Origin of the sequence: Pyrobaculum neutrophilum V24Sta, assembly GCF_000019805.1 — an archaeon.
Taxonomy (GTDB): Archaea; Thermoproteota; Thermoprotei; order Thermoproteales; family Thermoproteaceae; genus Pyrobaculum; species Pyrobaculum neutrophilum.
The window spans coordinates 1285901-1305679 of sequence record NC_010525.1; the positions used below are offsets into that span (position 1 = coordinate 1285901).

A 19779-nucleotide genomic window follows, 5' to 3' on the forward strand; every position below is an offset into this window, starting at 1 on the left:
TTTCCTACCTCTTCTCCCTCCGCCTTAGGGCCAGAAACATAACTGTGGCTACTACCGCAGTCGTAGCCAGTGCGAGGACGGGGGGGCGAGGCTCAGCCTTTGGTTTATTCGTCTGGTGGCCCGCGGGGGGTAGGGCGAAGGTTATGTTTTTCACGACTATGGGGAGTTGGATGTAGTACTGTAGCTCGACTCTGGAGACGTTGACAGCGCCGTAGTACCTCTTCAACGCCGCTATCTGTAGATCTAAGTCCCTTTTCTCCCTCTCCACAGCCTCCGTGAGGTTGTAGACTGTGGATTCCACATAGCCGAGCTTGGGCAGAGCCCTCAGCTGTTCCTCTCTGTAGCGCTCGAGAGCGCCGGCGGATTCCACGAGTCGCCTCCCGAGATCCCGCAGGAGGCGGGAGGCGTTGTGGAGCGGGGCGACGAATCTGTAGACCTCCCCCGCCGTCTTGTAGAGGTTGTCCGCCACAGCGAGGAGGTTCTTCGAGGCGTTGAGGAGGATCTGCGGCATGTCCTTCCTGAGGACTGTGGCGTTGGCGCGGGTGGAAGACGCCGTGTTGTTAAGTAGCGGGGCCAACTCCCCCAAGCTCCTTCTAGTGGCGTCGAGCGTGGCGATTGTAGAATCGATGGTGGAGATAAGCGCGTCGACTGTTGAGATATAGGAGTCCACGGCGGCTCGGGCGGCGGCTAGTTGCGCCTCGGTCGCGTCAAGCAGAGATAACGTGAAGTTTACCGCTTGTTTAGCCTCCCTCGTGGTGGCGTTGAGCGCGCTTAACCTCCTCTTGGCCTCCTCCACGTTTTTGATCGCGGTATCTAGCTGTTGTCGTGCGGCGATTAGGTTAGCTCTAACCGTATACAGTTGGCTACGGGTGTTGATAAGGCTTTTCTCCGCCTCGCCGGCGGCGGCGTTGTACGAGGTCAACGCGGCAGACTGCACCTCGAGGAGGTTCGCCGCGGTGATCAAAGCCGTGTATTGATAATCGACGAGGAGGAGGCTTTGGTTAAGCGTCGTGGCGACTCCGCGCGCGGCGTCGCCCAAGGCAAGCATCTGCCGCCTCAGCGCCTCCACAGCGTAGGTGGAGGCGTTGACGGCCACAGCACCTTGCTCCATCGCGGCGCCTGTCGCGTTTAGGATCTGGATCAGGCGCGTGAGGTTCTGGATCTGTCCGTAGGCCACGTCGGTAAACGTGGAGACAGCCCTTGTGAAGTTCCGAAGCCGCGCTAGAGCCCCCTCAAGGCCCTGTCTACGCGCCTCTAGGGACTCGACGGTCTTGTTTATGTCCAACACGGCGACTGCGGACACAGTGGGCATTCTAACTGCGCCGAAGCTGCCGAACTGCCTTACCCTCAGCCTTATCCGGAACTCGGTGTAGTTCTGCACGAGGAGGCTCCAGTAGTAGACCGTGGTCCCAGATATCTGGGATATAGAGGAGGGGGCCTCGCCGTAGAGGAGAGCCACCTTGTCGTCCACGGGGATAGAAACCACCACGGGCACCGCCGCCGGCACGAGGCTGTACATCCTCAGCGTAAGATCTACGGCGGTTCCCCTACCCCCCGACAGCGTCCCCTCCGAAAGCGTTCCGTTGACGTAGCGCACGTCAACGTCGATCCTCAGGAAGGGCGGGTAGATGTTCTCCACCGGCCTCTCCACGACCACCGCCGAGTAGGGGGGCACCACTACCCCGGAGTAGTTGAGGGGGGCGGAGCCGTTGTTTATAACCACCTCCCTGACTGCGGCCTCCGCCGAAATCGCTCCCCCCGGCTTCACTGTGTATGTCACCACGAGGGTAGAGGCCGCCAGCAGATACGCCAAGACAAGCGCGTAGACAAGCGCCTTCATATCCCAACCAGCTCGTCGATGTGTTTCAACTTCTCATACACCGCGGCAGCCCGCTCGACGTCTACCTTGAGCTCCCTCCTAGGTGGCTCCGCTGTTTCGTAGAGCCTGCCGCCCCTCATATACACCAGCCTGGTGGCTATGCGGGCCACCTCGGGGTCGTGCGTGGCGATAAACACAGTGGATTTAAACAGCCTGTTGACCACGTGAATAAGGCCGAGGACCTGCGAGGCGTTGTCGGGATCCACGTTGGAGGTCGGCTCGTCTAGGATGAGGATAGGCGGGTTGGCCGCCAAGGCTCTCGCCACGGCGGCCCTCTGCTGCATACCGCCGGACATCTGGTGGGGGTAGAGCGCGGCCGCCTTTTCAAGACCCACCAGCTCCAGAAGTAGCCTCGCCTTGAGCATGGCGAGCTCCTTCTTGACCCCCAGCGTGACCAGGGGGAGAGCCACGTTCTGCTCCGCCGTGAGGTAGGGCACTAGGTTGTAGCTCTGGAAGAGGTAGCCTATGTTGCGCAGGCGGAACCTCTCCAGCTTCCCCTCCGACATCTTAACCACGTCAACCCCCAGCACGTACACCTCCCCGCTGGTGGGCCTATCCAGCGTGGCGATTATGTTCAACAGCGTCGTTTTGCCGGACCCCGAAGGCCCCATTAGGACAACCGCCTCGCCTTGTGCAACACTAAGCGAAACGCCGTCTAACGCCACCGTTTTAACGCCGCCGCTGCCGTATACCTTAGTTACGTGTTTCAGCTCTACCGCCATAGTTGCATTATCTCAAGCGGCCTTAGCTTGGCCACCTTGTAGAGGGGCGCGACGGCGCCGGCCATAGCCACGGCTAGGGAGGTGGCCATCCCCAGAAGCGCGTACTGCGGCCTGAAGGCTATAGGCACGTGGAAGTTAACCCCCATGCCAACCAGCGCCTCCTTAACCGCGTTTGCCCCAAAGTAGCCCACCAGAACTCCCACGGCTCCTGCCACGGCGGCTATTATGAAAACCTCTACGAGGAGGGAGAGAGCGAGGTCGCGGGAGGGGACCCCCATGGCCTTGATGAGGCCGAACTCCCTTAGACGCTCCCTGACGGTTATAGACATAACTGCGAAGGTGGTTATGGCGGCGGTCGCCAGCGCTGCGCCGCTTATTGCGGAGAAGACGAAGTTCAAGGCGTTGAAGACCTGGGTGACGGTCTGGAGCAGGTTTTCCTGTGTATAGACCTGGGCGTCTCCGTACGTCTCCTTAAGCGCTTGGTAGAGGGGGGCCACGTAGGATTTATCCCTCGCGGTGATCAACACCGCGTTGACGAAAGGCCCAGTGCCCAGCTTGCTCTGTAGCCAGTCCAGGGGCACCACCACGAGGTTTAGCCTAAAAGCCCCTATGAACCCCCTTAGGAAGCTCCTCATCACCCCCACGGCCTTCACCTTGATGGTCTTCTCGCCGCCGGATGCGCTGTATATCTTTATCTCCATCTCGTCGCCGGGCCTAACGCCAAGGGACTCCTCGACGACGGCCTCCCCGCCCGACGCAGGTAGCCGCCCCGCGGCTAGGTCGACGGCGAAGTAGTCCACGTCCCTAAGAGGTATCCCCACTATGGAGACCACCTTCCCCCGGTAGACGCCCGTCGTTATGATTATGCCCTCGGCCGTCTGAACGAGGGGGTACCCCCTTAGGTAGTCCACGAGGCGCATGGGGATGTTTATAGACTCCGAATACAGCATTATGTCGGCTGGGTACAGCCTCAGGAGGGTCTGTTGCACGTAGTCCCTTGTGGCGTCGCTCACGGCGGTGAGGGCGACTAGGAGGGCGACCCCAACCCCTATGGCCAAGGCAGTGAGTATGTAGCGGACGGCCCGCGCTTTGAAGTCGCCCACGGCGATCATCAAGATGTGTTCCACAGCTGACACCCGCCACTGATATATAATTTTAAATAGGCAAAGCGGTTGTCCACGTGCGCAAGACCGTCGTTGCCGCGCTTGTCCTCTTGGCCATGTACATCTACCTAGCCGTCCAGGCGCCGCACGTCTTCGACGTGTTGATCTACGACGAGTCCAAGCTCATGCCTCCCGACATCGAGCCGAAGCTCGTAGAGTCGATTGTCGGAAGCGGAGGCGGGAGCAAGGCTGTGCCCATCGTCATCTCGGGCCCCCACCTGGAGGAGAAGGCGAGGAATCTAACGCGGATTTATCCCAACGCCGTAACGCCGTGGACGATCCTCGACGCCGCCACGAGGATCTACAGGGATAAAATAGACGCTGCCGTGGACAACGCCACCGCCCGCTTCAGAGAGGCCGCCTTCCACATATCCAACTCCACTAGGGAGATGTGCGACAAGTTGGAAATCCTTGCGAGAGTCTATGCGGAGTCCAGAGAGGCGGCAAAGCGCCTTATCCTCGCCACATACGGCGTTGCGGCCTCTGGGAACGCCTTCGACAACAGGACGAAGAGGTTCTTAGAGGCGTATGCGAGATACGTTGCGATCTACGACGTAGACACCGCCGTCAGGAAGGCGGCTGACGAAGCATATGGCAACGTCTCGACGTATCTAGCCAACGTGACCTGGAGAACATGGGCAAGCGAGGGCGCAGTGGAAAACGTCACATATGCCATACTCAGGGGCAGGCTGAATTCCACAGCCCTGGAGATCGCCCGGGCCGTGGCAACGGTGGGGGTGAGGCAATACGTGTACCTCTCAGCCCTGGATAAAACCCCTCCGATTCTCAGGCCATATCTGCCTCAGCTGGTGTGTGGGGGAGACGTGGAGAGAGCCGTGTCGATGTTTAGAGAGGAGCTTATGCGGAATCTCACTGCGCGTTTCCCGCCGCCTACCATATATACGGTGGAAGCAGCGGCGAAGTTGGTCTACCAGGGCAGATACGCCCTGGCGATAGTCGAGACAAACCAAACGCCTAGTGTGCCACGTGGGCTTGGGGTCCCCGTCTCCTCGGCCCTCCTCCTCAAGAGCTTTACAAACGTAGTGACCGAAGACGTCTCAAAGATAGACAGAGCGACAGCCGCCTCTCTCTTCGTGGTACTCCTCTACGTCATGGGCACACTCCTCACCCCAGCGCTGATAGTATCGACAGTGGGGCTTACGTATCTGGCGGTCCTGGGCTTCTTCCACCAGATACACGACATCCAGGGGATCTACTACATCACCGTGTATATGGCGGCGCCCGTGGTCTTCGCCATAGGCGTTGACTACATGCTACTGATGGCCAGCAGATATGCGGAGGAGCGCGCCCTGGGGAAGGAGAAGGACGAGGCCATAGTGGCTGTGAGGCGCTACGCCAACAGAGCCATAGCGGCTAGCGCCGCGGTGGTCGCCACATCTCTCGGCTCCTTCGCCCTATCTCGCCTGCCCTTTATGCAGACGATAGGGATAGGGTACCTCATAACCACAGCCTTCGTCGTAGCGACCGTGTTTCTGATCCTCCCCGCCCTCCTCTACCTCCTCGGAGATAGGATATTCTGGCCTAAAAAGACCGTTTCCCACGCCGGCAGATCGCGGATAATGGAGAGGGCCGTTGCGGCGGCCCTCAGAAGACCTCTCCTCGTGGCGGCTCTCGCGGCGTTTGCCACCGCCCTCTCCGCCCTCTACTTGGCGACCAGCTTGAAAATAACGGCGAATCCGGTCGTGGCGATGCCGGAGACGGAGTACAAGAGGGCGCTTGAGATAGCCACCACCTACTTCCCCAACGTGACTGCAATATCAACTACGTACATAGCGATGAAGAGCCCCCCACCGCCGGGCCTACTACGGGAGGTGGAAAAGCTACCTCACTACGTTAACTACACGGTCGAGAAAAGGGGTGAGTGGTACATCGTGTCCATAAGGCTGTCTGTGGAGGATACGTCGGACGCCCTTCTGGAGATATACCACAGGCTTGACGAGCTTAGGCAGAGGTACGGCCCCTACTTGATAGGGGGCTCGGCCTCCTGGAAAAACGTGATCTTTAGCGAGATATACGTGAGGTTCTGGACCTTCCAGGTTTACGTCGTCGTCGCGGCCGCCTTCGTGGTTCTGGCGCTCCTCCTCAGGAGCTTCGTAATACCGCTACGCCTAATCGCTACGGTTCTGATGTCTATCGCGTGGAGCCTAGCCGCGGAGGTGGCGCTGTTTCAAGACCTATTGGCGCAGCCCACCTATTGGCTTGTCCCCATCATACTCTTCTCCTTCCTAATGGCCGTGGGGACGGACTACGACATTTTCATAGTCACGAGGATAAGAGAGGAGCTGGAGCGGGGCTACGACGAGAGGGAGGCCATCCGGAGGGCCATAGTCACCACGGGCCCCGTGGTCACCGGCGCCGCAATAATACTAGCCGCGGCCTTCTCCACACTAGCCCTCTCCCAGATACTGCTGTTGAGACAGGTGGGCTTCACCATAGCGCTGGCCGCTCTGATAGACGCCTTCGTCGTTAGACCCCTGGTGGTGCCTGCGCTCATGGTGTTGGCCGGGAGGTACAACTGGCTCTGGGTGGGGGGTATCAGAACAGTGCCAATTAAAGGCCAGCCCCCCGCCGGCGTTCGGCAGCGCTGAGGCGCATGTGCTATACATTTAACCCCGCCATATTCCCCCAACGTGGAGGCCATATACGAGATACTGGCTCGCCTAGGGGGCGAGGCCGACTTGGATACTATAGTAGAGGAGGCTCTAAAAATAGGCATCCCGCCGCCGGTTGCCACTAGGCTTCTGATGCGCCTGGTGGAGAAGGGCAGGGCGAGGGTGATCTGCGCCCCGTCTATCCGATACCGCGCCGTATGATCTTTATACTCAGCTTCTGGGGGCTCCTAGCCGAGAGAGTTGACTTCTGGGAGGTGTGGCGTAATGTGTTGGGCAGACGCGACCTCGTGGAGGAGGTCTCCTGGTTCGTGGAGGAGGTGAACGCGGCTGGGTACGAGGTGCCTCTCCAGGCCGTGGCCAGGCTTTTTGCGAAGAGGGCAGGCGGCGACCCGCGGGAGCTCGCCGGGCGGTTTGTGGAGGAGGTGTCTGCGCGCCTCGCCCCAAGGCCCTGCGCTGTAGATTTCCTCAGGTGGTTGAGGGGGAGGTGGAGGTTCGCGGTCCTCTCCAACACCCCCTGTAGATGCTTCCCCCGGCTCTTCCTGGAGAGGTGGGGGGTGGAGGCGGATCTGGTGGCCACATCTGACGTCTTACTGCGGAGGAAGCCGTCGAAGGCGGTCTTTAGGTACGTTCTCGGCAGACTAGGCGTCGAGCCCCACGAGGCGGTGTACGTCGGAGACGGCGAAGAGGATCTCGGGGCGATGGGCCTAGGCCTTTTCACAATCATGGTGGGGTCGAGGGGAGGCCATCTGGATTTTCCAACTCTGTGTGAGGCGTGGAGCTGGGTACGGGCCAACCTTGCAAAAAGCTAATATATGGATTATGTGGACTGAGGCGTGATCACGTGTCCGCGCTGTGGACTGCGCGAGTGGGAGGCGTTGCCGGCTCCCTACACCTACCGCCACAAGGGGCCGGAGAACACGGTCATGATTGCGAGGTGTAAGAACTGCGGGCTGGTCTTCTACATCTTTAGAACCCCCCTGGAGACCTTCACGCTGGAGATGGAGAAGGCCGAGCGGAAACACGGCGCGATTCCCCATATAGACCTTGAGAAGTAGCGGTGGCGCTCTGCGACCGTTGCGGCAAGAGGCAGGCGCAGTACTTCCGGGCCGCCAGCGGGGAGAAGCTCTGCCTCCGTTGCCTATTTGGCTCCATCGAGAGGAAGGTGCTAGACACGATCAGGAGACATAGGTTGATAGAGCCGGGAGACTACGTCGCGGTTGCGGTGTCGGGGGGTAAAGACAGCTTGGTCCTCCTCTATATGCTGGGCAGGTTCCTGCAACGCGGTTTGTTAAAAGACGTAAAGATGGAGGCCTTCACCATCAACGAGGGGCATCCCTACAGTTGCTTCTACAGGATGGCTAAACGCGACTACGTGAGAGAGCTCGCAGGCAAACTCGGCATAGAGTACAACGTCTACAGCTTCAAGGACATCTTCGGAGTGACGGCGATGGAGCTCGCCGAAAACCTCTCGAAGAGGGGGCACGAGGTACATATGTGCACCATAGACGGCGTTTTACGACGCCGTGTTATGAACATCATAGGGAGCAGAAGGGGGTGGACGAAGATAGCTACGGCGCATAACCTTGACGACGAGGCGCAGACGGTGCTTATGAACGTCCTAATGGGGAACCTCTCGCGCTTCCGCTGGTACGGCCGCCACGAGGACGCGGAGGAGAAAGACCTCATCCCCCGCATAAAGCCCCTTAAATACGTCAGAGAGGAGGAGGTGGCGATATACGCCTACTACCACGGGATACCGCTTATGGAGCTGGAGTGTCCATACGTGGTAGCGAACCCGAGGTACAACCTGAAGTTCCTCCTCGCAGACATGGAGAGGGAAATGCCGTCGGTTAAGTACAACCTCGTCTCCTTCGGGGAAAAACTCTCCAACGCCTTGAGGGAACCCCAGGGAGCCAAGTCCCTGAGGCGGTGTAAGTACTGCGGCGCCGTCTCTCCCAGGGATATATGCAGGGTGTGCGAGCTTTTTGAAAAAGCCGGCCTCCTAGACCCCTACCTCGCCAAGACCGGGGCTAGGCCTCCAACCTGAGGCAGACGCCCCCGTCATCTACGATTCTTGCCTGGAGGCCCAGCTCCCTGAGGAAGGTCTCGAGGTACCTCCTGGCAAGCGGCTGCGCCAGGTTGCACAGCCTTGCGGTGAGCTTGCCGTTGGCTACCGCTGTGCTTTCTACCGAGGCGAACCCTCTAAGCTGTACCAAATAGAGGGCCTCCTCCAGCACAACCGCGTTGATAGATGCCACAAGCTCCTTCACCGCCTTGGCGTCTCTCTTCGCCATCTCTTCGGCGAGTCTCTGGGGGTCCTGGAGAAAAGCCGCAAGTTCTTTCTCCACCGCTATCGCGGGCTTGCCGTTTATCACGTGAATTATCCACCTCGGGACAAAGATCTGAGCTGCCGATATCCTGTGCCTCACCTTTTTCACGAAGGCAAACATCTGGAGTTGCTTCACGATCTCCTGGAGTTGCTCCTCCGAGACCACGGTGAGATCCGTGATAAAGTGGAGGTGCCTACGCGGCCCGTCTATAGCTATGTTTACAATATTCACATCGTGTTCGGCGAAGATGTTAGAGAGCGTTGCCAAGATGCCCGGCTGGTCGAAGTTGAGCTCGACCAGGAACTCCCCCAGCCTCCCGCCGGACCCATCAGCTATGAGGTAGATCTCACGGTTAAGCATTGGGACGCAACTTATACGATATTTAAATTTTTGTTGCGCCTCAGAACTTAAAAACCCTTCTAACTACATCACCGTGTCGCATAAGCTTCCTACGAGGTGGGACATCAGGTGGGAGGAGGAACTCATAAAGACTTGGGAGAGGGAGGGCAGGTTCAAGACCCGGATTTCGGGGGCCGGCCAAGTCTTCGTCATAGATACTCCGCCTCCCTACCTCTCCAGCAATAGGCCTCACATAGGCCAGACGGCGTCTTACGCCCACTTCGACATGATAGCGAGGTTTCTCAGGATGCGCGGCGTCGACGTTGTCTTCCCGTTCTACCTAGACCGGAACGGGCTCCCGATAGAGGTGCAGGTGGAGAAGAAGTACAACATAGTAGCCCACGAGGTGCCGCGGGAGAAGTTCCTGCAGCTGTGTAAAGAGGAGCTGGACAAATACGAGGGAGAATTCGTCGCAACTCTCAGGAGGTGGGGCCTCTCCTTCGACTACTGGCCTCAGGGCACGGACAGCCCGGAGTATAGGCGGATGACCCAGAAGACCTTCGTCGAGCTCTGGCGCAAAGGCCTAATATACGAGGCTGAGAGGCCCACGCCCTGGTGCCCCCGTTGCCGCACGGCGCTCGCGGAGCCCGAGATTGAGTACAAGGAGGAGGAGACCAGCCTCAACTACATAAAGTTCAAAGTCCAGGAGACAGGCGAAGACATAATCATAGCAACGACGAGGCCTGAGCTTCTGCCAGCCACAGTTGCCGTCATATTCCATCCGGAGGACGAGCGGTACAAAAAGCTGGAGGGGAAACACGCCGTCGTGCCGCCCGAGGGCCAGGTGGTGCCCATACTCCCACACAGAGCTGCCAACCCGAAGTTCGGCACAGGTCTCGTGATGATATCCACCTTCGGAGACACGAGAGACCTCATGATCGTTAACGAGCTGAAGCTACCGACTAGGATCATAATAGACGAGGCGGGGCGTATCAAGACCGGCAGATACGCCGGCCTCACGGTTAGGGAGGCCAGGGCTAAGGTCATCGAAGACCTCAAGGCGGAGGGCCTCCTGGTGAAGCAGGAGAGGCTGACCCACAACGTGCCGGTCTGCTGGCGTTGCAAAACCCCCCTGGAGATAATCGTCACTAGGGAGCTCTTCGTTAAACAGGTGGAGTTTAAGGACAGGCTTGTGGAGTTGGCGCACAAGATGGAGTTCTACCCGCCCGAATACCGCCAGGTACTCATAGACTGGATTAGGTCTCTGGAGTTGGACTGGCCTGTGTCCAGGCGCCGCTACTACGCCACAGAGGTCCCCATATGGTGGTGCGTTAAGCCAAACGGCGACCGCGTCCCGCTTGTGCCAAAGGGAGGCGAGTACTACGTGCCGTGGAGAGATGAGCCGCCTCCCGAGGTCAAGGAGGCGTGCAGAGACGGGAGGCTAGAGGGCGACACGAGGGTGTTGGACACTTGGTTCGACTCGTCCATCTCCTGGATGTACGCCTCGGGGGCGACCAAGGACTTCAACGTCTTCCCGAGGGCGTACCCCCACTCCATATTGAGACCCCAGGGCTACGACATAATTAGAACGTGGCTGTACTACGCCCTTCTTAGGGCCTACCTGCTGTTTGGAGATGTGCCCTTCCGACACGTGAGGATTAACGGCATGGGGCTAGACGAGAAGGGCGAGGCGATGCATAAGTCGAAGGGCAACGTCATAGACTTGTTGTTGCCCGTTGAGAAATACGGCGCCGACCCCGTGAGGTTCTGGGCCGCCGCGGCGGGGAGGCTGGGAAGCGACTACCGCTACAACGAGAACATGATTAGGGAGGGGAAGGAGTTTGTGACCAAGGTCTGGAACATATCGCGGTTCGTCCTCTCCTTCCCAGAGCCTCAGTCCAAGCCGGCGTTGACGCCAGTGGACAAGGCGGTGTTGGCCCGGCTGTACGGAGTTGCCAAAAGGGCGATCTCCGCGTACAGCGAATTCGACGTTTACGAGCCGGCCCACGCCCTCTACAACTTCATATGGCACGAGTTCGCCGACCACTACATAGAGCTGGTGAAGTCACGTGCCTACAACCGCGACGGCTCTTACACAAGGGATGAGCAAGACGCCGCGGTGTGGACCCTATACACGGTGCTGAAGTACAGTCTGAAGCTGTTGGCGCCAATCATGCCGTTTGTCACAGACAAGATCTGGCGTGAGGCCTTCGGGAGATCTATACACGACGAGAGGCTGGAGGACCCGCCGGAGGAGTGGAAAGAGGGCGACGAAAAGTTGTTTGAGCTCATCAAGAAGATAGATAGCGCGGTGTGGCGTTATAAAAACAGGAGGGGCATGAGCCTCGCGGATCCGCTCGACTCGGTGCTCTACGTGCCAGACGCCGCGCTACAGGCCGCCAAGGATCTGAAACACATGCACAAGGTGAGGGAGGTGAGGGCGGGCCGCGGGGTTGAGCAGATCGACGACGAGGGCCTCGTCTGGCTAGGCTAGAGCACCCGCCTTGGGGATCTCCCTCACCGCGGGCGCCCCCGATCTGTTAAGCACCGCCTCTAGAACCCTGATCGCGTTTCTCCGCGACAGCATCTTGTTGTTGTTCCCGCAGTATGGCGAATAGACGCACTTGGGGCACCCGTCTAGGCAGTCGCAACCCTTGACAATCTTAAGCGCGACCTCCGCGACACGCCTGAAGTTCTTCAGCAGGAGACGGGTGGTTCCGTTGCCTCCCACGTGTGAGTCGTATATCACAATCACGCCGTCGGGGTAGCTGATGCCGCCTAGGTCGGTCTTTGAAGCGCCCACCGCGATCTCCGTGGCCGAGATCAACACGTGTTCTGTGGCGTGGTAGCCCTTCGCCCTCGCCTCCCAGTCTATCGTGTCGTCTGAGCTGAAGCGCACGTGGGGCATGTAGAAGACGGCGCCCTTGGTCTCGAACTCGTAAGAGAGAGGCTCTATGTTGTACTCGCCCAAGGTCTCCTCGGTCGTGAACCGCTTGAGGGCGTAGCCGTACACCGTTATCTTTATCTTGAGGCGGCCGAATTGATAAGGCACGCCCTCTACAGCCCCCTCCTCGTATATTTCCACTACGTTTGGCTCCATGTCCTCCAGCGCTTGTGTTACCAGATCCTCGGCGTCTACCGGCTCGACCACCGCCGTCCTCCTGGAGAGATCCAGAGATTTCGAGACGTAGGTCCTCCCCCCGTGCATATAAATCGCCTCTGGATGTAGCTCATACAGCGCCAGCGGTAGCTCCCTCTCGCCTATCACCCTCCCGTCCCCGGTCTTGATCTTAACCACGTGGGGCGACCCTCTGAGGCTCAGCGCCGACAGCGCCTCCCTCCCCCCAGGCGTGATCCTAAGGTAGCTCCCCACCCGCCTTAATAGACCTCTGCCTAAGAGCTCCTCAGCCAGCCTCTGTTCGAAATGCCCCAGCTCTCCCAACCTAAGCGGCATATCTGAGGCGGCTGCGAGCAGATGTAGAGCCGCCACGTCTTCGTTCTCCCTTTCGAATCCAAGCGGCTCAGGCGACCTGGAGAAAAACTCGTGTGGGTAGTTGCGGTAGTACTGGGAGATGGGGTCGTTGCCGAGGATCTGGATTATATAACCGGTTTGGCCCCTCCTGCCAACTCTGCCGACGCGTTGCAGATATCTGTTGTAGGAGGGCGGTATGGAGGCCAACACGGCGGCGTCCACATCGCCTATGTCTACCCCGAGCTCCAGCGTGGGAGTCGAAATCACCACGTTGACATCGCCTCTCTTGAAGGCCTCCTCAACTCCCCTCCTCTCCTCGGGGTCAAGCCCAGCTCTGTGGAGGGCCACCCTGTCCCCCCGGCCCCCCATCTTCAGAGCCCTGAATATCACCTCGCTGTATCTGTGGCTGTCGGTGAAAACGATGCATTTAAGCCCGCCCTCTATACACAATGAGGCGAGGCGCGCCGCCTCGGCCCACTTAGACCTAAACTTGGGCCTTACCAAGGCCTGTATAAGCCTACCCCTCCTCCCCAGGGGTCCCCACACGACGTTGATCCTGTCGCTGTCGAACAGCGTTTGGGCGAACTCGGCCGGGTTTCCAACCGTCGCGCTTGTGGCGATGAAGAGGGGTCTCGTGAACCGCCTCAGCCGCCTCAGCAGATAGTACATGTGTGAGCCGAATACCCCGCTGTAGACATGGAAGTCGTCTAACACGACGTATCTAAGCCGTTTGACGAGCTCTCTGAACTTAGCCACGTGCATAAGGGCGATGCTCACCATGTCTGGGTTGCTTATTATTATGTGCGGCGGGGTCTCGTACATTATACGCCTCTCCCTCTGCGGCGTATCGCCGTCGTACACCATAACCCTTACCCCAACTCTATCGCCAAATCTCCTAAACCTAGACAGCTGGTCTCTAGCCAGGGCTTTAGTTGGATACAGCACAAGCGCCGTCGGCCCCCTCGGCGACTCCAGCGCCGATTCAAGCAACGGCGCGAGAAACGCCTCGGTCTTGCCCATACCTGTCCCTGCGACGATGACGGTATCTCTGCCGCCTCTAATGCTCTGGATCGCGTCGTATTGATGCCTAAAGAGCTGGGAGATGCCGGCGGCGGCGAAGGCGTCGGCCACAGGCGCCGCCAAGACCTGCGAGGGGGAACAACACGCCTCCACGGCCTCAGGCTCGTCGGTCTTGATGTAGACCACCTCCCTACCTCTATCGCTCAAGACCTCCTCCAGGAAATTCACCGGTTTCGCCCACGTAGCGAATTTATAAGCAGAACAGCGACGTTGACCGAAAGGAGGAGAGGGACGTACTCAAGCACTGGAAATCCGTACCTGTCGACAAACCAGCCAAACAGCAGAGGACCCGCGATGGAGCCGACGTCCCAGCCCATGGTGTAGACCGCGCTCGCTAAGCCGGCGCCTCTACTGCCGGCCAGCGCCAGAACTTGATAAGTCACCACCACGGCGCCCTGCCCAAAGCCGTATAGAACCCCCGCCGCCGCGAAAATCAGCGGATCAGTCGCCGAGGCCGCCAGAGCCAACCCCAGCGCGGCAACGGCCGAGGCGGCCCCCGCCGTGGCGCCGTTTACAAGGCCTGCCCTCACCAGGACCGCCCTAGGCGCCAGGCTTGCTAAAGCCGCAGCAGACGAGAAAAGGCCCCAGTAGGCGACCGGCAGACCTCCGTCTCTGAGGCGCACCGGAGTGAAGGTGGACACCGTCATGTAGACCGAGGCGTACAACGCCAGCAACAGCATATAGAGATAAACCCTCCTCTCCACCGCCGGCGGCGACTTGGCCCCTCCGCCTCCGCCCGCGACCCCAGCCACAGCCAAAAGGTTGGCTGTGTGTAGCGCCAGGGATACCGCCACGGCCAACCGCCCGCCGCCTAGGTCGTACAACAGAGAGCCGGCCATAGGCCCGACGACGTTTCCGACGCCCACCGCGAGGGCGCGTGACGCCATAGCCGCGGCGCCCTCGTTGGCGGAGATCGCTATAGACATGGGGAGGAACATCCCTATGGCTAAGCCGTGTAGCGCCCTCCCCATTTGGACAGCCGCCGGGTTGGCGATCAGGTACATGAGGTGGCCAACGACGGCGGCGACGGCGCCCAGCCTCATCACCGCGGAGTAGCCCACCCTCTCCCCGAGGTAGCCCCCCAGAGGCCTAACTACGATGGAGATGAAAAAGGCCGTGGAGACGATCGCCCCTATCGCCGACTCGTTCGACACGCCGAGGTCTCTTAAATACGGCGGAATGACCACCGCTGTGATTCCGTTGGCCGTGAAAAAGAGGAGGGTTGCCAGATTTAGAGACCTCAAAGCTTGTACCTCACCACCTCTCTCAAAAACCTCTTCCTCTCTTCCCTGTCCGCGTCGGTCTCTACGCCGAGAGGAGAGTGGCCGTCTACGACGCCGATAACGCCGCGTCTCTCCGGCTCCACCTCGGCCACGATCACCTTGAGGGGGTTGGCGGTAGCCGCGAATATCCTCACCACCTCTTGCACGTTTTTAATGGCGTTCAGCACGTTGATAGGCCAGGCGTTCCGGAGGTAGATGACGAAGACGTGCCCAGCCGCGATCTTGCCGCAGACCTCCACCGCGAGCTTCCGTAGCTCCTCGTCGTTGGCCTCGTGTCTGATCAGCCTTTTCCCCGACGCCTCGCAGAAGGCTATACCGAACTTAGCCCCGGGCACGGAGGTGGCTATGGCCTCGTAGAGGTCCTCCACGGTCTTGATGAAGTGCGCCTGTCCAATTATGACGTTTGTCCCCTGGGGGATGGGAACCTCAACTACGTCGAACCTAATCGACATGTCCAAATAGACCGCCGAGTTTTTATACTTTCGCGCACCAGAAAATAAATTTATATAGTACTAAGGAGTTACTTTCGATGGAAACAGCCCAGCTGGTGCAAGCGCTTAAGGAGCGCGGCTACAGAGTCACGCCGCAGAGGATCGAGGTGATAAACCTAGTCATGGAGAAGCTTGCCAAGAGACAGCACCCCACCTTCAACGACATACTAAACGAAGTTAAACAAAAGATGCCCACGATAAGCGCCAGCACGGTGTACTCCGTCCTCAAACTCCTTGAGGAAGGGGGCTTTGTGGTGTCGTTTGAACACAACGGCCGCACGTACTACGACAGCGCCTCGCCCCACGTAAACGTGGTCTGCGTAAACACAAACAGGGTGATAGACCTTGAAGACGGGGAGATCACGGAGCTCTTCAGGAAACGTGGAATCCACCCAACCTCCATCGTTGTGAAGGCCGTCTGTAGAGAATAATCAGCTGTGGATTCTGCCATCACGTCTCAACGGCGCGGTATACCTCATCACCGACGAAGGACCACAGGGCCAAGCCCCACGAAGCTCCAACTTAAATAGGCTACGTTCGACACAAGCGATAACAAACCGCCATGGATAAGGCTTGCTGTTAAGTACGGCGACCCAATTTAAATAAGCCGTAGTTGCTGGAGATGTATGTACGACTACCTCGTCGTCGGAGCTGGCGCGGTGGGGATGGCGACCGCCTACCACATCAAGCGCCTCTCGCCTTCCTCCAGGGTCTTAGTTGTCGACCAACATCCGGGCGTCGGCATGGGAGATACGGCGAAGTCCGCGGCTGCGTTTAGGACGATCTTCACATCGTGGATAAACAGGACTCTGGCGAAGACGAGCGTTGGCTTCTACCGCGAGGTTCAAAACAGCGGCTACGATCTAGGGATGAGACACGTGGGCTACCTATTCCTGGTGCCTAGGGAAAACGAAGCTACCATGCGCGCCGTGGCGCACGAGCTAATAAAGGCGGGCACGCCCGTCGAGCTATATGACAAAATGGACATCCCAATTAGGACAAGGGTGTCGGAAGATGAGGAGGCGAGGGAGATGGGTCTGCCGGACGTTAGCGTTGCGTTGTTGGTGAAGGAGGCCGGCATAATCGACCCTGAGAGGCTGGTGAGGTACTACTACGAAAAGTATGTGGAGGCAGGCGGCGAGGTGATGTTCGGCGTAAAGGTGGAGTCTGTTAAGTTTTCGCCCAAGAGGCCGATCGGCATCCCGGGGGAGCCTTTCCCGTGGCAAGACGCGAGGGTCGCGGGCGTCGAGACCTCCGCAGGGCCGTTAGAGGCTAAAAACGTCATATTTGCGACTGGGGCGTGGACAGAGATGCTGATGGACGCCGCAGGCTTCGGCCTCCCCATTAAGCCCAGGAAGAGGCAGGTCTTCGTGGTGAAGGCAAGCGGCGAGTTGGGGGATCTGCTGAGGGCAGGCTTGGCGGATAGGGAGTACGCCCCCATGATAATCCTCCCGCGGGGGATATACGTGAGGCCGGAGCCCGTGGAGGAGTCCTTCTGGATCGGGGTCTCAGACAGGAGACGGTACGGCTTTGAGGAAAACCCAGAGCCGGAGGAGGAGCTCTGGCGCTTCGGCATATACCCAGTTTTGACGAAGTACGTCCCCCTCTTCGAGGGTAAGACTCCGCATAACGCCTGGGCGGGCCACTACGACGAAAACGTCGTAGACTACCAGCCCATTGTAGATAGGCTGGCCGAGGGGCTCTACGTTGCGGCGGGCACGTCGGGGTCTGGCATTATGAAGGCAGACGCCGTGGGTAGAATAGCGGCGTCTCTCGCGCTTGGGCTAGAGAAGGCGGAGCTCCACGGCGGGATGGTTGTCGACAGCGCGGTGCTTAAGAAGACGCGGTGTTTCGAGGAGGAGAGGCTAGTGATATGATCGAAGAGGAATTGGAGAGGTGGGCCGAGGTGGCGAGAAGGAGCGGCAGGAGGGGGTGGGTTTTGGTGAAAGAGGGCAAAGTCGTGGGGGTTTACCCCAGTAGGAAAGACGCTATCCTTTCGGCCAGAGAGCCGGGGATATACCTTTTGTTAGTTATAGATTTTTAACATTTGACATCAACGCTTTTATAAATGGCCTTCGAGGTGAGTTGTGAAGTTGCACGAGTATGAGGCAAAGGAGCTTCTTGCTAAATATGGCGTGGAGATACCGCCTGGGAGGCTGGCCCTCACGCCTGACGAGGCCCTCAAAGCCGCGAAGGAGATAGGGACGCCGGTGGTGCTGAAGGCGCAGGTCGTGGTGGCGGGGAGAGGCAAGGCGGGGGGGATCAAGGTTGCAAAAACGCCGGAGGAGGCCTACGAGCTCTCCAAGGCGATGTTTGGGATGAACATCAAGGGGCTTGTGGTTCGCAAGATCTACGTAACGAAATACGTTGAAGCCGAGAGGGAGATGTACCTCTCGCTCATAATAGATAGGGCCAGCAGGAGGTACCTCTTCCTGGCCTCTCCAGTGGGGGGCGTAGACATCGAGGAGATCGCTAAGGCCAGCCCCGAGAAGATCAAGAGGGTTTACGTGGATCCTGCCGTCGGCTTGAGGGAGTTCCACATAAGGCAGATAGGGCTTTGGCTCGGCTTCAGGCCAGGCACGCGGCAGTGGCAACAGATCTCCTCTATCGTGCAGGCCATGTATAGGGTGATGGTGGAATACGACGCGGAGCTCGTGGAGTCAAACCCGCTTGCGTTGACGAAAGACGGCGACGTGATCCCGCTGGACGCCCGCGTCATAGTAGATGACAACGCTCTGTACCGACATTCCGATCTGGAGAAGGCGCTTGAGGAGGACCCCAGAGATGTCACGGAGTTCGAGGCCTACGCCAAGAAGATAGGCTTCCACTACGTCGAGCTAGACGGGGACATAGGCATAATTGGAAACGGCGCGGGTCTCACGATGTCTACCATGGATCTCGTCTACCACTTCGGGGGGAGGCCGGCCAACTTTTTAGATATAGGAGGCGGGGCCAGCAGGGAGGTGGTTAGAGAAGCCGTGAAGGTGCTCCTCAAGCACCCCAGGGTGCGGGTGGTATTTATAAACATCTTCGGCGGCATCACGCGGGCCGACGAAGTAGCCTTGGGCGTCAAAGACGCCCTCGCAGAGACGGGGGCTACGAAGAAGATCGTGGTGAGGCTCAAGGGGACAAACGAGGAGCAGGGGAGGGCCATCTTGTCCGAGGTCGGCGTACCGCTGTTTGAAAACGCAGAGGAGGCCGCCCAGAGAGCCGTGGAGCTGGCGAGGGTATGACCGTGCTCGTTGGGCCAACCACGAGGGTGGTGGTTCAGGGCGCCACAGGCCGAGAGGGGTCTTTCCACCTGCAACGGATGATGGAATACGGTACCAAGATCGTCGCTGGCGTTACGCCGGGGAAGGGAGGCGCCAGCGTCCACGGGGTGCCCGTTTACGACACCGTAGAGGAGGCGGTGAGGAGACATGGGGCAAACGCGTCTGTAATCTTCGTGCCGGCTAGAGCCGCGGCCGAGGCCGTGCTTGAGGCCGTAGACGCGGGGGTGGAGCTGGTGGTGGTGATCACGGAGCACATACCTGTACACGACGCGTTGAGGGCTATCAACTACGCGAGGTCTAGGGGTGTGACGGTGATTGGTCCGAACTGCCCCGGCGTGGTGGCCCCGCCCGTCAGGACCAAGCTGGGGATTATGCCAAACAGCATCTACCAAACGCCGGGCAAGGTAGCCGTAGTGAGCAGATCTGGCACGTTGACCTACGAAATATCCTACCAGCTGGTTAGAGCCGGTTTCGGCATAAACATCGCCGTGGGGGTAGGCGGCGACCCCGTGGTGGGGCTGGACCTCATGGAGGCCACCTTGAAGGTGGCCGAGGACCCCGACGTGAGGGGGATCGTGGTGATCGGGGAGGTCGGAGGCGACGCCGAGGAGAGGCTGGCTAAGCTATACGCCGAGGGGGCCATCAACAAGCCCGTGGTCGCCTACATAGCCGGCCGCACCGCCCCTCCGGGGAAGCGTATGGGCCACGCGGGCGCCATAGTGATGATGGGCTCCGGCGACGCGCGAGGCAAAATCGAGGCGTTTAAAGCCGCCGGCGTTCCTGTGGCGGAGACGCCCTTTGAGGTGCCGAAGCTACTTTCCAAGCTTCTCAAGTAGCCCGGCGCATTCTCTACAGACTCTGCCGAGGCCCACCCTGATGCTACACCCGTCGCAGACCGGCCTGCCGCATATGGCGCAGGTAGACACCGCGAAGAACCTCCCGCAGAGCCTACACAGCGTGGAGTCGCAGACGGCGCAGCGGTCCCCCGCCCAGTCATGTCGGCATACCCGTCTGCCACACCGCGGACATCGGAGCTCCGCTTTCTCAAATCCGCAGATTTGGCACAGCTCCACGGGCTTGTGGTTGCACAACTTTATATATGGCGCGTAATCTAG

Annotated in this window: 19 protein-coding genes; 11 read left to right on the forward strand and 8 right to left on the reverse strand. The window is 59.3% G+C overall.

Going from position 1 to position 19779, the window contains the following annotated elements; all coding sequences use genetic code 11:
• Positions 1 to 4: 4 nt before the first annotated feature.
• Genes TNEU_RS07310 through TNEU_RS07320 form a run of 3 tightly spaced genes read right to left on the reverse strand, consistent with a single transcriptional unit; the run spans position 5 to position 3728 of the window.
• Positions 5 to 1840: a hypothetical protein gene (locus tag TNEU_RS07310; protein WP_012350791.1), complete on the reverse strand. Its 1836-nt coding sequence runs from the start codon at positions 1838 to 1840 to the stop codon at positions 5 to 7.
• Positions 1837 to 2601, reverse strand: a complete 765-nt coding sequence (locus TNEU_RS07315) for an ABC transporter ATP-binding protein (protein WP_012350792.1) — start codon at positions 2599 to 2601, stop codon at positions 1837 to 1839. Before TNEU_RS07315 ends, TNEU_RS07310 begins: the two co-directional genes overlap by 4 nt.
• Positions 2592 to 3728: an ABC transporter permease gene (locus TNEU_RS07320; protein ID WP_012350793.1), complete on the reverse strand. Its 1137-nt coding sequence runs from the start codon at positions 3726 to 3728 to the stop codon at positions 2592 to 2594. The genes TNEU_RS07315 and TNEU_RS07320 overlap by 10 nt, the downstream gene beginning before the upstream one ends.
• 53 nt (positions 3729 to 3781) lie before the next feature.
• Between TNEU_RS07320 and TNEU_RS07325 the strand changes: the two genes are divergently transcribed.
• The 5 genes from TNEU_RS07325 to TNEU_RS07345 are packed head-to-tail and all read left to right on the forward strand — an operon-like array spanning position 3782 to position 8444.
• Entirely contained in the window at positions 3782 to 6373 is a 2592-nt protein-coding gene (locus TNEU_RS07325) for an MMPL family transporter (RefSeq protein ID WP_012350794.1), read from the forward strand.
• 42 nt (positions 6374 to 6415) lie between these two features.
• The gene (locus tag TNEU_RS07330; RefSeq protein ID WP_012350795.1) at positions 6416 to 6598 is read left to right on the forward strand and encodes a hypothetical protein; all 183 of its coding nucleotides are present in this window, start codon (positions 6416 to 6418) and stop codon (positions 6596 to 6598) included.
• On the forward strand, positions 6595 to 7206 hold the full coding sequence (locus TNEU_RS07335; protein WP_012350796.1) for an HAD family hydrolase: 612 nt from the start codon (positions 6595 to 6597) through the stop codon (positions 7204 to 7206). The genes TNEU_RS07330 and TNEU_RS07335 overlap by 4 nt, the downstream gene beginning before the upstream one ends.
• Positions 7207 to 7230: 24 nt before the next feature.
• A complete protein-coding gene (locus TNEU_RS07340; protein ID WP_012350797.1) occupies positions 7231 to 7452 on the forward strand; it encodes a hypothetical protein in 222 nt (73 codons plus the stop codon).
• A 2-nt stretch (positions 7453 to 7454) separates the two neighbouring features.
• A complete protein-coding gene (locus tag TNEU_RS07345) occupies positions 7455 to 8444 on the forward strand; it encodes a TIGR00269 family protein (protein WP_012350798.1) in 990 nt (329 codons plus the stop codon).
• Here TNEU_RS07345 and TNEU_RS07350 read toward each other — a convergent pair.
• Positions 8428 to 9087 carry an ACT domain-containing protein gene (locus TNEU_RS07350; protein WP_012350799.1) on the reverse strand — a complete coding sequence of 220 codons (660 nt, stop codon included), beginning with the start codon at positions 9085 to 9087 and terminating at the stop codon, positions 8428 to 8430. The two genes, TNEU_RS07345 and TNEU_RS07350, sit on opposite strands and share 17 nt — an antisense overlap.
• A 73-nt stretch (positions 9088 to 9160) precedes the next feature.
• Between TNEU_RS07350 and TNEU_RS07355 the strand changes: the two genes are divergently transcribed.
• Positions 9161 to 11560, forward strand: coding sequence for a valine--tRNA ligase (locus TNEU_RS07355; RefSeq protein WP_012350800.1), 2400 nt, complete (start codon positions 9161 to 9163; stop codon positions 11558 to 11560).
• Here TNEU_RS07355 and TNEU_RS07360 read toward each other — a convergent pair.
• Genes TNEU_RS07360 through TNEU_RS07370 form a run of 3 tightly spaced genes read right to left on the reverse strand, consistent with a single transcriptional unit; the run spans position 11552 to position 15353 of the window.
• Positions 11552 to 13786, reverse strand: a complete 2235-nt coding sequence (locus tag TNEU_RS07360; RefSeq protein ID WP_012350801.1) for a DEAD/DEAH box helicase — start codon at positions 13784 to 13786, stop codon at positions 11552 to 11554. The genes TNEU_RS07355 and TNEU_RS07360 overlap by 9 nt on opposite strands.
• The gene (locus TNEU_RS07365) at positions 13783 to 14862 is read right to left on the reverse strand and encodes an MFS transporter (protein WP_012350802.1); all 1080 of its coding nucleotides are present in this window, start codon (positions 14860 to 14862) and stop codon (positions 13783 to 13785) included. The genes TNEU_RS07360 and TNEU_RS07365 overlap by 4 nt, the downstream gene beginning before the upstream one ends.
• The gene (locus TNEU_RS07370) at positions 14859 to 15353 is read right to left on the reverse strand and encodes an adenosine-specific kinase (RefSeq protein ID WP_012350803.1); all 495 of its coding nucleotides are present in this window, start codon (positions 15351 to 15353) and stop codon (positions 14859 to 14861) included. The genes TNEU_RS07365 and TNEU_RS07370 overlap by 4 nt, the downstream gene beginning before the upstream one ends.
• Before the next feature lie 77 nt (positions 15354 to 15430).
• Here TNEU_RS07370 and TNEU_RS07375 point away from each other — a divergent pair, with 77 nt between their 5' ends.
• The 5 genes from TNEU_RS07375 to sucD all read left to right on the forward strand — a co-directional run bounded on the left by TNEU_RS07375 (position 15431) and on the right by sucD (position 19500).
• Positions 15431 to 15823 carry a Fur family transcriptional regulator gene (locus TNEU_RS07375; RefSeq protein ID WP_012350804.1) on the forward strand — a complete coding sequence of 131 codons (393 nt, stop codon included), beginning with the start codon at positions 15431 to 15433 and terminating at the stop codon, positions 15821 to 15823.
• A gap of 195 nt (positions 15824 to 16018) precedes the next feature.
• On the forward strand, positions 16019 to 17269 hold the full coding sequence (locus tag TNEU_RS07380; RefSeq protein WP_012350805.1) for an NAD(P)/FAD-dependent oxidoreductase: 1251 nt from the start codon (positions 16019 to 16021) through the stop codon (positions 17267 to 17269).
• The gene (locus TNEU_RS10290; RefSeq protein WP_012350806.1) at positions 17266 to 17436 is read left to right on the forward strand and encodes a hypothetical protein; all 171 of its coding nucleotides are present in this window, start codon (positions 17266 to 17268) and stop codon (positions 17434 to 17436) included. The genes TNEU_RS07380 and TNEU_RS10290 overlap by 4 nt, the downstream gene beginning before the upstream one ends.
• Positions 17437 to 17479: 43 nt before the next feature.
• Entirely contained in the window at positions 17480 to 18625 is a 1146-nt protein-coding gene (gene sucC, locus TNEU_RS07385) for an ADP-forming succinate--CoA ligase subunit beta (RefSeq protein ID WP_148682401.1), read from the forward strand.
• On the forward strand, positions 18622 to 19500 hold the full coding sequence (gene sucD, locus TNEU_RS07390) for a succinate--CoA ligase subunit alpha (RefSeq protein WP_012350808.1): 879 nt from the start codon (positions 18622 to 18624) through the stop codon (positions 19498 to 19500). The genes sucC and sucD overlap by 4 nt, the downstream gene beginning before the upstream one ends.
• Here sucD and TNEU_RS07395 read toward each other — a convergent pair.
• Positions 19477 to 19737: a zinc finger HIT domain-containing protein gene (locus tag TNEU_RS07395; RefSeq protein ID WP_012350809.1), complete on the reverse strand. Its 261-nt coding sequence runs from the start codon at positions 19735 to 19737 to the stop codon at positions 19477 to 19479. The genes sucD and TNEU_RS07395 overlap by 24 nt on opposite strands.
• Positions 19738 to 19779 lie beyond the last annotated feature (42 nt).

Coding starts and splice junctions, on each gene's coding strand:
- TNEU_RS07380 (WP_012350805.1), top strand. CDS start 16,019: ATGTACGACTACCTCGTCGTCGGAGCTGGCGCGGTGGGGATGGCGACC.
- sucD (WP_012350808.1), top strand. CDS start 18,622: ATGACCGTGCTCGTTGGGCCAACCACGAGGGTGGTGGTTCAGGGCGCC.
- TNEU_RS07375 (WP_012350804.1), top strand. CDS start 15,431: ATGGAAACAGCCCAGCTGGTGCAAGCGCTTAAGGAGCGCGGCTACAGA.
- TNEU_RS10290 (WP_012350806.1), top strand. CDS start 17,266: ATGATCGAAGAGGAATTGGAGAGGTGGGCCGAGGTGGCGAGAAGGAGC.
- TNEU_RS07310 (WP_012350791.1), bottom strand. CDS start 1,840: ATGAAGGCGCTTGTCTACGCGCTTGTCTTGGCGTATCTGCTGGCGGCC.
- TNEU_RS07315 (WP_012350792.1), bottom strand. CDS start 2,601: ATGGCGGTAGAGCTGAAACACGTAACTAAGGTATACGGCAGCGGCGGC.
- TNEU_RS07350 (WP_012350799.1), bottom strand. CDS start 9,087: ATGCTTAACCGTGAGATCTACCTCATAGCTGATGGGTCCGGCGGGAGG.
- TNEU_RS07335 (WP_012350796.1), top strand. CDS start 6,595: ATGATCTTTATACTCAGCTTCTGGGGGCTCCTAGCCGAGAGAGTTGAC.
- TNEU_RS07370 (WP_012350803.1), bottom strand. CDS start 15,353: ATGTCGATTAGGTTCGACGTAGTTGAGGTTCCCATCCCCCAGGGGACA.